Genomic DNA, 14,026 nt, shown 5'->3' on the forward strand with positions numbered 1-14,026 from the left:
CATATACCGTAGGCCTGATAAGACGCGCAAAGCGTCGCATCAGGCATGGCGCACACCTGCCGGATGCGGCGTGAACGCCTTATCCGGCCTAAATTTCGCCCATAAATCGTAGGCCTGATAAGACGCGCAAAGCGTCGCATCAGGCATCTGTGCACGGCTTATCCATGTTTACCACATCAAATCATCAGGCACTTTGAAGTCGGCATACGGATCATCTTCATTCTGCTCTTCGGCGCTGAGTGCACTATGCAACACAATACTACTGGCATCACGCTGAGCAATTTTATCGGCAACGCTGGCGGGAATAATGGCGTATTCACCTTCGCTATTGTTATCGGCCAACAAGCGAGCAATCGCCAGACGACCATTAATCAACTGCGCCTGTGTGAGCTTATCAACAAAAATCTTCTTAATCAGATTACCATCGGTAAAGTTAAAACCAATATCGCCATTGGCAATGGTGATTCGGTTCATTTCAATAAGCTGCTTCACCTGGGCTTTATATTCTTTCGCCAACGCCGCTTGTTTTTGTTGCTCGCTAAGCTGTTTATCACGCTCAAGCTGTGCCTTTTTATTTTCTTCTACCGCCGCCCGAGCTTCACGCGCCTGAACGCGCGATTTTTTCGCCGTTCTCTCGACCTTCGCCGCTTTTTTGCTGGTGACTAATCCTGCTTTGAGCAACTGCTCTTGTAAGGTAAGTTTTGCCATCTTTGTTTCCAAACCCGCTGAATAATTTTTAGCGAGTATACCTGTAAACGCCGTAGGTGTATTGGGGGCAAGTCCCTTTCGCCCCTGCTTGATAAGGCACGTCAGGCATCAGCACACGGCTGCATTCTTGATTTCCGACTCATCAAAATAAACACCGCCAACCCAGCAGCAAGAATACCCGGTGCAGAAGCGGCCATTACGCCAACCGTGCCAGTGCCTAATGCCAGCATTTTCCCGGCCAGCAACGGACCGCTCATAGCCCCCAGACGCCCTACCGCCACGGCTGTTCCCACACCTGTTGCGCGGATCTGCGAACTGTAAAACAACGGTGCCAGGGCATATAAAACGCTTTGCCCACCTGTCGCAAATAACCCCGCGACAAATCCCGCCAGCAACATACCGTTAAATGACGACACCGTTCCCAGTGCCAGTAGCGAAGCTAACATGCCGCTATAAATCAGTAGCGACATGGTTACTGGACGCAGCTTATCCATCAATGCACCCAACATTAACGTCCCGCTCGCCGCCCCCATTTGCAGTGCAAACATCACCCCAGCCGCCTGCGATGGCTGGAATCCTTGCTCCACCAAAAGCAGCGGCAGCCAGTTGATCAACATGTAGACCACCAGCAGAGTGAAGAAATAACACAACCACAGCAGCAGCGTCGCGGTGGCCGTTTCTGGCGCAAATAACGCACGCAGTGGTGGCGCAGCCTGTTTTTCGCCAGCGAAAACCGCCGACTCCGGCAGCCAGCGCATTAATAGCGGCACCAGAATCAACGGCACCACACCACCGACCCAAAACACCGTTTGCCAGGCTAAGTTTGCCCCCGCGAAACCCAGCGTCGCCGCCAGCGCCGCGCCAATGGGGACACCGCAATACATCAGGCTCACTGCCGTCCCACGAAAACGTGGACCCGCGGCTTCAGACGTCAGGGCGATAAGATTCGGCAACGCCGCCCCCAGTCCGACACCGGTCATCAGCCGTGCAAAGACCAGTGATGGGAAATCCCAGGCAATAGCCGTTGTCAGCGAGAACAAACCAAACAGCGCAACTGAGCTAATCAAGATACGCTTACGACCATAACGGTCCGCCAGCATTCCGCCAACCAGCGCGCCGGGTAGCAAACCGAGTATTCCGGCGCTGAATATCCAGCCCATTTGCATTTTATCGAGTGCGAAAGCCTGGGCGATGCCACCCGCCGCAATGCCAGCCGCCTGAAGATCCAGCCCTTCCATCAGGGCGACCAAAAAACAAAGCCCGATGGTCAGCATCAGGCGGGATGAAGATGATGAAGGGGTACGAGTCGACATAAGATGAACCTCGTTGTGAGTGCAGGTGAATCGCGGCTGATACATTGCCAGCCGCGTAATCAGAACCATTTAATGACAGCCTGCAGGCGAAATGTAGGCCGGATAAGGCGTTTGCGCCGCATCCGGCAGTCGTGCACCATGCCTGATGCGACGCTGACGCGTCTTATCAGGCCTACAAATTCCCGCGCCATCCGTAGGCCGGATAAGGCGTTTACGCCGCATCCGGCAGTCGTGCACAGATGCCTGATGCGACGCTTGCGCGTCTTATCATGCCTGGGATGGGCATACAAAATGCACGTTCTCGGCAGTCATCATTATTTGTTGTTGCGCAGATCCAGCGCCACGTCGACAATCATATCCTCCTGACCACCAACCATCCGGCGCTTGCCCAGCTCAACGAGAATATCCACCGCGCTTAAGCCATAACGCGCCGCCGCTGTTTCACAGTGACGCAGAAAGCTGGAGTAAACACCAGCGTATCCCAGCGCAAGCGTTTCGCGATCGACTCGTACCGGACGATCCTGCAACGGACGCACCAGGTCATCAGCAGCATCCATTAACGCATAGAGATCGGTCCCATGCTGCCAGCCCAGTTTATCCGCGGCGGCAATAAACACTTCCAGCGGCGCGTTACCTGCGCCCGCCCCCATTCCCGCAAGACTGGCGTCGATTCGGTCACAGCCCTCTTCCACCGCCGCAATAGAGTTCGCCACGCCAAGACTCAGGTTATGGTGAGCGTGCATGCCGGTTTGCGTTTCTGGTTTCAGCACTGCTTTCAGGGCGCGGAAACGGTCACGGATATCGCTCATGTTCATCGCACCGCCAGAATCCACCACATAAATACAGGTCGCACCGTAGCCTTCCATCAGCTTTGCCTGCTTCGCGAGATTCTCCGGCGTGGTCATATGGCTCATCATCAGAAAACCAACGGTGTCCATTCCGAGCTCGCGGGCATACTGAATATGCTGGGCGGAAACATCAGCTTCGGTACAGTGCGTTGCCACACGAACCACCCGCGCGCCAGCCTGCCAGGCATTTTTCAGATCGTGAATAGTGCCGATGCCTGGCAGCAACAACGTCGCGATTTTGGCGTGCTTCACCACATCCGCCGCCGCTTCAATCCATTCAAGGTCGCTATGTGCGCCGAAACCATAGTTAAAGCTGGAACCCTGCAAACCGTCGCCATGGGCCACTTCAATCGAATCCACGCGAGCATCATCCAGTGCTTTGGCAATCTGGCGAACGTTTTCCAGCGAATACTGATGACGAATGGCGTGCATACCGTCACGCAACGTGACGTCCGAGATATAAAGTTTTTTACCGTTCATGCCGCTTCTCCTGCCTTGCGCGCCAGTGACTGGGCCATTTTTTCCGCTGTCGCCAGCGCACTGGAAGTCATAATGTCGAGGTTGCCCGCATAGGCAGGCAGATAATGCGCTGCGCCTTCGACTTCCAGCCAGACCGCCGTTTTCAGTCCGGAGAACTGCCCCACGCCCGGCAAATTAACCGGTTTATCCTGCGGGATAACTTCAAACTGCACGCGCTGTTTCAGGCGATATCCCGGTACGTAAGCCTGCACCGCCTCAGCCATTTCATTGATTGAGGCTTCGATATCATCTTGTGAAGCTTCGTCGCTCAATACATACACCGTGTCACGCATCATCAACGGTGGCTCTGCTGGGTTAAGTACGATAATCGCCTTCCCTTTTGCCGCGCCGCCCACCACTTCAATGGCGCGCGACGTGGTTTCCGTAAATTCATCGATATTGGCACGTGTGCCAGGTCCGGCAGATTTACTGGCGATAGAAGCGATAATTTCGGCGTAATGAACACGCGCCACGCGTGAAATTGCCGCCACCATTGGAATGGTGGCCTGGCCGCCGCAGGTGACCATGTTGACGTTCAGTTGTTCGACATTCGCATCAAGGTTAACCACCGGCACACAGTAAGGGCCGATGGCAGCAGGCGTCAGGTCGATTAAGCGAATATCCGGTTTCGCTTCGCGCAAAGCGGCATCGTTTTTCACATGCGCGCCCGCGCTGGTCGCATCAAATACAATGTCGATATCAGCAAATTCAGGCATGTTCATCAGTCCGATCACCCCTTCATGGGTGGTGGCGACGCCCATACGTCTGGCACGCGCCAGACCGTCGGACTGAGGATCAATGCCGACCATCACCGCCATCTCCAGATGCTGACCTTGACGCAAAATTTTAATCATCAGATCGGTGCCAATGTTGCCAGAACCGATAATGGCGACTTTACGCTTACTCATGACAGACTTCCTTTTGGGGCTGCGCTTGAAAATGTCGCAGCAACTGAACCTATGCCTTCAATATGGGCTTCAAAACGATCGCCCGCATTCACCGCCACCATCGGGCCTAATGCCCCGGTAAGAATGATATCTCCAGCGCGCAGCGGTTGACCCAGGCTGGCCATTTTGCGTGCCAGCCAGACAGCGGCATTAAGCGGATGCCCCAGGCATTCGCTGCCGCGCCCGCTGGAAACCTCTTCGTTATTACGCGTCATCTTCATGGCGCAGTTTTTCAGATCTAACCCCGCCAGACGTTGCGCCGGACCGCCGATGACATACACCCCGCAGGAGGCGTTATCTGCCACGGTATCGACAAACTGAATCGACCAGTCGCGGATGCGGCTACCCACCACTTCCAGCGCCGGAAGTACCCATTCAATGGCGTTATACAGTTCGTTAAACGTGGTATCGGTCGCGGGCAAATCGCGGTTCAAAACCAGTGCGATCTCCGCTTCAATGCGGGGTTGCAAGACGCGGGAAAAAGGAATGGTTTCATTATCGCCATAACACATGTCGGCAAATAACGTCCCAAAATCCGGTTGATCAACGCCCAGTTGTTGTTGCACTTTCGGATGCGTCAGTCCCACTTTGCGCCCCACCACTCGCCGTCCCTGAGCGACGCCATGTTGCACATTGATGCGCTGAATGGCGTAGGCGGCTTTCGCGTTTTCAATACCAATCAGATCGCGCAGCGGCGCAATCGCTTCGCCCTGCTCTGCGGCGCGGCGTAAATCCGCCGCCAGTTGCTCAAGAGTATGCTTCGTCATGACCATTCCTTAAGGGCGTGCGAGGAAATTCAGCACCAGTTGATTGAAAGCATCGGCATGTTCCCACTGCGCCCAGTGACCACAGTCGCGGAAGATATGCAGTTCAGAACCGGCAATGCCGGACAGCAGACGCAGACCCGCATCCATCGGCACAAAACGGTCGTTGCGCCCCCAGACAATCAGGGTTTGTGCTTTGATTTCCGCCAGACGTGGGCCAAAATCCGGGAACTGTTTCGGATTGGCTTCCAGGCTCTTAACGAAGTTTTCCAGGTGATCGCGACGCGACAGCATATTATTCAGGCGCGCTTCAAACAGGGCGTCGGTCAAATCGCTGGTATCAAAAACGAAGATATCCATCATCAGCTTCAGGTTTTCGATAGTAGGCTGGCGATAAAGCTGATTCAGTCGCTTAATACCTTCGGTTGGCATCGGCGTAAACAAACTCATGCCGCCCGTACCGCCGCCCATCAGCACCAGTTTGCCGACGCGCTCCGGCCAGTTAAGAGTGAACGCCACAGAACTGTGGCCGCCCATCGAGTTGCCCAGCAAGTGGATTTTGGCGATATCCAGTTGATCCACCACGCTTTTCAGGATGCGTGCATTAAGATCCGATCGCGAACCACTATTAACGATCGCATCGCTCTTACCCCAGCCCGGACAATCCAACAGGATCACCCGATAGCCCGCCTCTACCAGCGGATCGATATTGCGGCTGAAGTTCGCCCAGCCAGTAGCACCCGGGCCGGAACCGTGCAGCAGGACAACGGTTTCGTCGCCTTGTCCACAGTCATTAAAATGGATGCGCAGCGTTTTACCCGCTTCTTCTACATTCAGAAAACGGCTGGTAGCGGCTTCGGTTTGTGGCTGATAACTCATCATCTTCTCCTGCATATTCAGTTCTCTGTTCTGGCGCTTAACGAGCCAAATCCGGCAATCCACTCCGGGATTGGGCGGTAATAACGCCCTTCGCTACGCCAGTTGCCAAACGCAGAAATAGCGGCAAAAGCGGCGACCCAGGTTTTGATTTCATGTGTCGACTTTCCGGCAATGGCGGAAAGCTCTTCGTTACTGACGGCATCCAGTTCCTGTATGCGTCCCTGCTCCAGCAAAGTCATGAACTGGTTATCCCAAATCGGGTTGAGCGGATGCAGAGTTCTCTGATCCTCAACAAACTTCTCAGCGGCGCTGATCACCCGTTGCTGACGCAATTCACGCTCACTGGCGGGTAAATCTTTCCCGCTCCCCAACAAACGGTCGCGCATATGGGCATCGGCTTTCGCCAGTTCTGGCACCGGCGGCTGATGGGAAAGCCCACCGGACCCAAGGAACAGCACGCGTTTATTGAGAGTGCTGGTGAAACGTCCAATGGCTTCACCCAACAAACGGGTACGCTGGAAACCAGGCAAAGGCGTGGCGACGCCGTTGATGAAAACAGGCAGAACTGGCACCTTATCCAGCCCGCCGAGCAGGAACTCCAGCGGCTGGGCGAACCCGTGGTCTACCTGCATACAGTAAGAAACGGCAAGATCGATCCCGCTCTTCATGACGGCATGCGCACAGGCCTCCGCCAGCTCCACAGGCACGGGCAGCTCTCCTGCTGCACTGCCGAAATCACCAATTGCCGTCGCCCCAACGCCTAAACAGAACGGTGGCATCACGTCATAGAAAAAACCGTTGTAGTGATCTGGCGCAAACAGCACCACCAGTTCAGGGGAGAAAGCCGCAATACGCTCGCGGGCACTGGCAATCACGCCATTGACCTCATCGAGTACCTCTTGCGCCGGGTCGACATACCCCACCAGCGGCGAATGGGAAAGACAGTGAAGATAAGCGTGCATATCAGGCTACCTTTTCGACAGAAACGTCGGCATCAGGGCGGGTCAGCGTCATCACCGACGCCAGTTTATTCAGCGTATTGCCCAGAGTCTGCGGAATGGCGGTGGCGGCAACAAAGCGATCCGGGCGCATCACCACCAGCGAAGCATTGTGTTGTGCAAACCAGCTACGCAGGCGACCTTGCGTATCCCCCACGCGTAGCACGCCGTCGTGGTTATCCTGTGCGGTATGTATTTGCACTTCCGGCACCACCTGAATGAAGCGTGTGCCCAACGCGCGCCACTGCTGGATTTGCTCGTCGCTCATCCCCCACAGAGGATTGCATCCCCAGCCAATTACCGCGAAGTTCGCGCCGATCGCGTTATCGAGCAGCGTCACGTCGCCGTTTTCCAGCGTGACTTTCGGCTGAATAAACATCTTGCCAACCGGAGAGTGCTTCGCTTCGCCCTCACGCACCAGCGCACCGCCGTAATATTGCGGCATCGGCTTGAAGCGCATTTCGAGGAAGTAGCGTTTTACTGGCGGCAGATAATTCAGCAGCCAGGAAACGCCGTCACGTAACGTACCCTGCCAGCGTTTCGGCGGAGCCAGCACGTTGCCCGCCGTCACGGACAGGTCAATCATCGCTTTGGCGTGATCGCGACGTTCTTGTTGATAGGTATCGAGCAGAGCATCACGGGCTTTCCCCTGGATAACCAACGCCAGTTTCCAGGCGAGATTAAAAGCGTCGCGCATACCACTGTTATAGCCCTGCCCCTGCCACACCGGCATGATGTGCGCGGCATCGCCCGCCAGCAGTACGCGATCAATACGAAAACGTTGCGCCAGTCGTGCGTTGTGGGTGTAGACACGCTGGCGAATCAATTCAACATTGTCCGGATTAGGCAGCACTTTGCTTAACAGCTTGCGCATATTTTGCGGCTCACGCAGCTGTTCCTCGGTTTCTCCTGGCATCACCATAAATTCAAAGCGACGTACCGCATGAGGTAGCGCGGCAGAAACATACGGGCGCACCGGATCGCAACACAAATAGATGTGCGGCGTACTTAACGGATCGTTGGCGATATCCACCACAATCCACTGATTTGGCGCGGTTTTACCTTCAAACGGCACATTCAGGGTGCGACGGACAAAACTTGCCCCACCATCACAGGCCACCAGCCATTGGGCTTTGACCGTTTCCCGCTGCCCTTTTGCCGTTTTCAGGTGCAAGGTCACTTCGTCATCTTGCTGGCTGAAAGCCTCCAGTTCGCGGGAAAACAGGCAGCGTACATTCGGAAAACGCGACAACCCTTCCAGCATCACCGCATCGACCTGCGGCTGAATAAAGGCGTTACGGCGCGGCCAGCCAAATTCATCGGTCATTGGCTGAATATCAGCAAAACAGCGGCCTTTCGGGGTGAGAAAACGCATCGCGTGCCACGGCGTAGTATGCGGCAGAACATTATCGACCAGGCCGACCGACTGCATGGTGCGCAGCGCCTCGTCATCAATACCAATCGCACGGGGGTAGTCGATCAACTTATCGAGTTTCTCCACCACCAGCACGTCAATGCCCATCTGGCCGAGATAGTTCGCCATCATCAGCCCGACCGGACCGGCACCAGCGATCGCTACCTGAACGCTATGGTTAACAGCAGGCTGGATGTCAGGGTGTTGTATTGCCATTTCAGTACCTCACGACTCGGACAAAATGCCGTTGCGCGCACAGTACAGCGCAACTTATTTTGTTAAAAACATGTAAATGATTTTTTATTGTTCGCTCAGTATAGGAAGGGTGTTTTCGGCTACAATCAAAACATGCCCGAATGTGCACCAGGTGCACAACGTTGTTTTAACTATAGAAATGTCAATTAATATGCAGAACGATGAGCAGACGGAATACAAAACCGTGCGCGGATTAACCCGCGGTCTAATGTTATTAAATATGTTAAATAAACTTGACGGCGGTGCCAGCGTCGGGCTGCTGGCGGAACTCAGCGGTCTGCATCGCACCACTGTGCGGCGACTGCTGGAGACGTTACTGGAAGAGGGATATGTCCGGCGCAGTACCTCCGATGACAGTTTTCGTCTGACCATCAAAGTGCGGCAATTAAGCGAAGGGTTTCGTGACGAACAGTGGATTTCTGCACTGGCGGCCCCGCTGCTGGGCGATCTGTTGCGCGAAGTGGTATGGCCGACAGATGTGTCCACGCTGGATGTTGATGCAATGGTGGTACGCGAAACCACCCACCGTTTCAGTCGATTATCCTTTCACCGGGCAATGGTCGGGCGGCGTTTACCGCTCCTGAAAACCGCCTCGGGCCTGACCTGGCTGGCCTTTTGTCCGGAAAAAGAACGCCAGGCGTTAATCGAAATGTTAGCCGCCCGCCCCGGTGATGACTATCAACTGGCGCGGGAACCGTTAAAGCTGGAAGCCATTCTGGCGCGCGCGCGCAAAGAGGGTTACGGACAGAACTACCGCGGCTGGGATCAGGAGGAGAAGATCGCCTCTATCGCCGTACCGCTGCGCAGTGAACAACGGGTGATTGGCTGCCTGAATCTGGTGTATATGGCGAGCGCAATGACCATCGAACAGGCGGCAGAAAAACATCTTCCGGCGCTGCAACGGGTAGCAAAACAGATTGAAGAAGGTGTTGAATCGCAGGCTATTCTGGTGGCCGGACGGCGAAGTGGCGTGCATTTGCGTTAACGCCGCCGAATGGCGAAAAACCTTCCGTGGTATGGCATGATAGCATTCGGAAGAAAGTGAATTCAGGGTGGTGAATGTGAAACCAGTAACGCTATACGATGTCGCAGAGTATGCCGGAGTCTCTTATCAGACCGTTTCCCGCGTGGTGAATCAGGCCAGCCACGTTTCTGCGAAAACGCGGGAAAAAGTGGAAGCGGCAATGGCGGAGCTGAATTACATTCCCAACCGCGTGGCACAACAACTGGCGGGCAAACAGTCGTTGCTGATTGGCGTTGCCACCTCCAGTCTGGCCCTGCACGCGCCGTCACAAATTGTCGCGGCGATTAAATCCCGCGCTGACCAACTGGGTGCCAGCGTGGTGGTGTCGATGGTAGAACGAAGCGGCGTCGATGCCTGTAAAGCGGCGGTACACAACCTTCTCGCGCAACGCGTTAGCGGTCTGATCATCAACTATCCGCTGGATGAACAAGATGCCATTGCGGTGGAAGCCGCCTGTGGTAACGTGCCAGCGTTATTCCTTGATGTCTCCGACCAGGCCCCCATCAACAGTATTATTTTTTCCCATGAAGACGGTACGCGGCTTGGCGTGGAGCATTTGGTCGCATTAGGTCACCAGCAAATCGCGCTGTTAGCGGGCCCATTAAGTTCTGTCTCGGCGCGTCTGCGTCTGGCGGGCTGGCACAAATATCTCACACGCAATCAAATTCAGCCGATAGCAGAACGGGAAGGCGACTGGAGCGCCATGTCCGGTTTTCAACAAACCATGCAGATGCTGAATGAGGGGATCATTCCCACCGCGATGCTGGTTGCCAACGATCAGATGGCGTTGGGCGCAATGCGCGCCATTACCGAGTTCGGGCTGCGCGTCGGCGCGGATATCTCGGTAGTGGGATACGACGATACCGAAGACAGCTCATGTTATATCCCGCCGTTAACCACCATCAAACAGGATTTTCGTCTGCTGGGGAAAACCAGCGTAGACCGCTTGCTGCAACTTTCTCAGGGGCAGGCGGTGAAGGGAAATCAGCTACTGCCCGTCTCACTGGTGAAAAGAAAAACCACCCTGCCACCCAATACGCAAACCGCCTCTCCCCGCGCGTTGGCCGATTCATTAATGCAGCTGGCAAGGCAAATTTCCCGTCTGGAAAGCGGACAGTGAGCGCAACGCAATTAATGTGAGTCAGCTCACTCATTAGGCCCCCAAGGCTTTACACTCTATGCGTCAGGCTCGTATGTTGTGTGAAATTGTGAGCGGATAACAATTTCACACAGGATACAGCTATGACCATGATTACGGATTCACTGGCCGTCGTATTACAACGTCGTGACTGGGAAAACCCTGGCGTTACCCAACTTAATCGCCTTGCGGCACATCCCCCTTTCGCCAGCTGGCGTAATAGCGAAGAGGCCCGCACCGATCGCCCTTCCCGGCAGTTGCGCAGCCTGAATGGTGAGTGGCAATTTGCCTGGTTTCCGGCACCAGAAGCGGTGCCGGAAAGCTGGCTCGAGTGCGATCTTCCTGATGCCGATTGCGTATCAGTGCCATCAAACTGGCAGATGCACGGTTACGACGCGCCCATCTACACCAACGTGACCTATCCCATTGCGGTCAATCCGCCATTTGTTCCCGCAGAAAATCCGACTGGCTGTTACTCGCTCACATTTAATGTTGATGAAAGCTGGCTACAGGAAGGCCAGACGCGAATTATTTTTGATGGCGTTAACTCGGCGTTTCATCTGTGGTGCAACGGGCGCTGGGTCGGTTACGGGCAGGACAGTCGTTTGCCGTCTGAATTTGACCTGAGCGCCTTTTTACACGCCGGAGAAAACCGCCTCGCCGTTATGGTGCTGCGCTGGAGTGACGGTAGTTATCTGGAAGATCAGGATATGTGGCGAATGAGCGGTATTTTCCGTGACGTCTCGTTGCTGCACAAACCGACCACACAAATCAGCGATTTCCATGTTGCCACTCGCTTTAATGATGATTTCAGCCGCGCTGTACTGGAGGCTGAAGTTCAGATGTGCGGCGAGTTGCGCGATGAGCTACGGGTGACGGTTTCTTTGTGGCAGGGTGAAACGCAGGTCGCCAGCGGCACCGCGCCTTTCGACGGTGAAATTATCGATGAACGTGGTGGTTATGCCGATCGCGTCACCCTACGTCTGAACGTCGAAAACCCGGCGCTGTGGAGCGCCGAAATCCCGAATCTCTATCGTGCGGTGGTTGAACTGCACACCGCCGACGGCACGCTGATTGAAGCAGAAGCCTGCGATGTCGGTTTCCGCGAGGTGCGGATTGAAAATGGCCTGCTGCTGCTGAACGGCAAGCCGTTGCTGATTCGCGGCGTTAACCGTCACGAGCATCATCCTCTGCATGGTCAGGTCATGGATGAGCAGACGATGATGCAGGATATCCTGCTGATGAGGCAGAACAACTTTAACGCCGTGCGCTGTTCGCATTATCCGAACCATCCACTGTGGTACACGCTGTGCGACCGCTACGGCCTGTATGTGGTGGATGAAGCCAACATTGAAACCCACGGCATGGTGCCAATGAATCGTCTGACTGATGATCCGCGCTGGTTACCCGCGATGAGCGAACGCGTAACGCGAATGGTGCAGCGCGATCGTAATCACCCGAGTGTGATCATCTGGTCGCTGGGGAATGAATCAGGCCGCGGCGCTAATCACGACGCACTCTATCGCTGGATAAAATCTGTCGATCCTTCCCGCCCGGTGCAGTATGAAGGCGGCGGAGCCGACACCTCCGCAACCGATATTATTTGCCCGATGTACGCGCGCGTGGATGAAGACCAGCCCTTCCCGGCTGTGCCGAAATGGTCCATCAAAAAATGGCTCTCGCTACCTGGAGAGACGCGCCCGCTGATCCTTTGCGAATACGCCCACGCGATGGGTAACAGTCTTGGCGGCTTCGCTAAATACTGGCAGGCGTTTCGTCAGTACCCCCGTTTACAGGGCGGCTTCGTCTGGGACTGGGTGGATCAGTCGCTGATTAAATATGATGAAAACGGTAATCCGTGGTCGGCTTACGGCGGTGATTTTGGCGATACGCCAAACGATCGCCAGTTCTGCATGAACGGTCTGGTCTTTGCCGACCGCACGCCGCATCCAGCGCTGACAGAAGCAAAACACCAGCAGCAGTTTTTCCAGTTCCGTTTATCCGGGCAAACCATCGAAGTGACCAGCGAATACCTGTTCCGTCATAGCGATAACGAGCTCCTGCACTGGATGGTGGCGCTGGATGGCAAGCCGCTGGCAAGCGGTGAAGTGCCTCTGGATGTCGCTCCACAAGGTAAACAGGTGATTGAACTGCCTGAACTACCGCAGCCGGAGAGCGCCGGACAACTCTGGCTAACGGTTCACGTAGTGCAACCGAACGCGACCGCATGGTCAGAAGCCGGACACATCAGCGCCTGGCAACAATGGCGACTGGCGGAAAACCTCAGCGTGGCACTCCCCTCCGCGCCCCACGCCATCCCGCATCTGACCACCAGCGAAACGGATTTTTGCATCGAGCTGGGTAATAAGCGTTGGCAATTTAACCGCCAGTCAGGCTTTCTTTCACAGATGTGGATTGGCGATGAAAAACAACTGCTGACGCCGCTGCGCGATCAGTTCACCCGTGCGCCGCTGGATAACGATATCGGCGTGAGTGAAGCGACCCGCATTGACCCTAACGCCTGGGTCGAACGCTGGAAGGCGGCGGGCCATTACCAGGCCGAAGCGGCGTTGTTGCAGTGCACGGCAGATACACTTGCCGACGCGGTGCTGATTACGACTGCCCACGCCTGGCAGCATCAGGGGAAAACCTTATTTATCAGCCGGAAAACCTACCGTATCGATGGACACGGTGAGATGGTCGTCAGTGTGGATGTTGAAGTAGCGAGCGATACACCTCATCCAGCGCGGATTGGCCTGACCTGCCAGCTGGCGCAGGTCGCAGAGCGGGTTAACTGGCTGGGACTGGGACCGCAAGAAAACTATCCCGACCGCCTTACTGCGGCCTGTTTTGACCGCTGGGATCTGCCATTGTCAGAAATGTATACGCCGTACGTCTTCCCGAGCGAGAACGGTCTGCGCTGTGGAACGCGCGAATTGAATTATGGCTCACACCAGTGGCGCGGCGACTTCCAGTTCAACATCAGCCGCTACAGCCAACAACAACTGATGGAAACCAGCCATCGCCATCTGCTGCACGCGGAAGAAGGCACATGGATGAATATCGACGGTTTCCATATGGGGATTGGTGGCGACGACTCCTGGAGCCCGTCAGTGTCGGCAGAATTTCAACTGAGCGCAGGTCGCTATCATTACCAGTTGATCTGGTGCCAAAAATAATAATAACCGGGCAGGCTATGCCTGCCCGTATTTCGCGTAA

At 55.3% G+C, this 14,026-nt stretch carries 11 protein-coding genes; 3 read left to right on the top strand and 8 right to left on the bottom strand.

The genetic code is table 11. The annotated features are described in order from the left end of the window. Positions 1–168: 168 nt before the first annotated feature. From AACU94_RS16170 to AACU94_RS16210, 8 genes are all read right to left on the bottom strand, one after another. Complete coding sequence (locus AACU94_RS16170) at positions 169–708, bottom strand: DUF2058 domain-containing protein (protein ID WP_130206149.1); 540 nt, start codon at positions 706–708, stop codon at positions 169–171. Between the two features lie 101 nt (positions 709–809). Beyond that, a complete protein-coding gene (gene mhpT, locus AACU94_RS16175; RefSeq protein ID WP_135489737.1) occupies positions 810–2,021 on the bottom strand; it encodes a 3-(3-hydroxy-phenyl)propionate transporter MhpT in 1,212 nt (403 codons plus the stop codon). 314 nt (positions 2,022–2,335) lie between these two features. Next, positions 2,336–3,349, bottom strand: a complete 1,014-nt coding sequence (gene mhpE, locus AACU94_RS16185) for a 4-hydroxy-2-oxovalerate aldolase (RefSeq protein ID WP_001013507.1) — start codon at positions 3,347–3,349, stop codon at positions 2,336–2,338. Beyond that, on the bottom strand, positions 3,346–4,296 hold the full coding sequence (mhpF, locus tag AACU94_RS16190) for an acetaldehyde dehydrogenase (protein ID WP_135489739.1): 951 nt from the start codon (positions 4,294–4,296) through the stop codon (positions 3,346–3,348). The genes mhpE and mhpF overlap by 4 nt, the downstream gene beginning before the upstream one ends. After that, on the bottom strand, positions 4,293–5,102 hold the full coding sequence (gene mhpD / locus AACU94_RS16195) for a 2-keto-4-pentenoate hydratase (protein WP_135486608.1): 810 nt from the start codon (positions 5,100–5,102) through the stop codon (positions 4,293–4,295). The genes mhpF and mhpD overlap by 4 nt, the downstream gene beginning before the upstream one ends. Positions 5,103–5,111: 9 nt before the next feature. Then, a complete protein-coding gene (mhpC, locus tag AACU94_RS16200) occupies positions 5,112–5,978 on the bottom strand; it encodes a 2-hydroxy-6-oxonona-2,4-dienedioate hydrolase (protein ID WP_001492795.1) in 867 nt (288 codons plus the stop codon). Positions 5,979–5,995: 17 nt separating this feature from the next. Continuing rightward, positions 5,996–6,940: a 2,3-dihydroxyphenylpropionate/2,3-dihydroxicinnamic acid 1,2-dioxygenase gene (mhpB, locus tag AACU94_RS16205; protein ID WP_130215362.1), complete on the bottom strand. Its 945-nt coding sequence runs from the start codon at positions 6,938–6,940 to the stop codon at positions 5,996–5,998. A 1-nt stretch (position 6,941) separates the two neighbouring features. After that, the gene (locus tag AACU94_RS16210; RefSeq protein WP_135489741.1) at positions 6,942–8,606 is read right to left on the bottom strand and encodes a bifunctional 3-(3-hydroxy-phenyl)propionate/3-hydroxycinnamic acid hydroxylase; all 1,665 of its coding nucleotides are present in this window, start codon (positions 8,604–8,606) and stop codon (positions 6,942–6,944) included. 190 nt (positions 8,607–8,796) lie between these two features. On the opposite strand from AACU94_RS16210, the gene AACU94_RS16215 reads away from it, so the two are divergent. The 3 genes from AACU94_RS16215 (at position 8,797) to lacZ (ending at position 13,986) form a co-directional block, all read left to right on the top strand. Next, positions 8,797–9,630, top strand: coding sequence for a DNA-binding transcriptional regulator (locus tag AACU94_RS16215; protein WP_240726497.1), 834 nt, complete (start codon positions 8,797–8,799; stop codon positions 9,628–9,630). A gap of 76 nt (positions 9,631–9,706) precedes the next feature. Further along, positions 9,707–10,789, top strand: a complete 1,083-nt coding sequence (lacI, locus tag AACU94_RS16220; protein WP_130215356.1) for a DNA-binding transcriptional repressor LacI — start codon at positions 9,707–9,709, stop codon at positions 10,787–10,789. 122 nt (positions 10,790–10,911) lie between these two features. Further along, positions 10,912–13,986 (top strand): beta-galactosidase, encoded by a 3,075-nt coding sequence (gene lacZ / locus AACU94_RS16225; RefSeq protein ID WP_135489745.1) that lies wholly within the window; start codon positions 10,912–10,914, stop codon positions 13,984–13,986. Positions 13,987–14,026 lie beyond the last annotated feature (40 nt).

Origin of the sequence: Escherichia sp. E4702 (assembly GCF_963883545.1) — a bacterium.
Lineage (GTDB): Bacteria > Pseudomonadota > Gammaproteobacteria > Enterobacterales > Enterobacteriaceae > Escherichia.

Coding starts and splice junctions, on each gene's coding strand:
- AACU94_RS16170 (WP_130206149.1), bottom strand. CDS start 708: ATGGCAAAACTTACCTTACAAGAGCAGTTGCTCAAAGCAGGATTAGTC.
- mhpT (WP_135489737.1), bottom strand. CDS start 2,021: ATGTCGACTCGTACCCCTTCATCATCTTCATCCCGCCTGATGCTGACC.
- mhpE (WP_001013507.1), bottom strand. CDS start 3,349: ATGAACGGTAAAAAACTTTATATCTCGGACGTCACGTTGCGTGACGGT.
- mhpF (WP_135489739.1), bottom strand. CDS start 4,296: ATGAGTAAGCGTAAAGTCGCCATTATCGGTTCTGGCAACATTGGCACC.
- mhpD (WP_135486608.1), bottom strand. CDS start 5,102: ATGACGAAGCATACTCTTGAGCAACTGGCGGCGGATTTACGCCGCGCC.
- mhpC (WP_001492795.1), bottom strand. CDS start 5,978: ATGAGTTATCAGCCACAAACCGAAGCCGCTACCAGCCGTTTTCTGAAT.
- mhpB (WP_130215362.1), bottom strand. CDS start 6,940: ATGCACGCTTATCTTCACTGTCTTTCCCATTCGCCGCTGGTGGGGTAT.
- AACU94_RS16210 (WP_135489741.1), bottom strand. CDS start 8,606: ATGGCAATACAACACCCTGACATCCAGCCTGCTGTTAACCATAGCGTT.
- AACU94_RS16215 (WP_240726497.1), top strand. CDS start 8,797: ATGCAGAACGATGAGCAGACGGAATACAAAACCGTGCGCGGATTAACC.
- lacZ (WP_135489745.1), top strand. CDS start 10,912: ATGACCATGATTACGGATTCACTGGCCGTCGTATTACAACGTCGTGAC.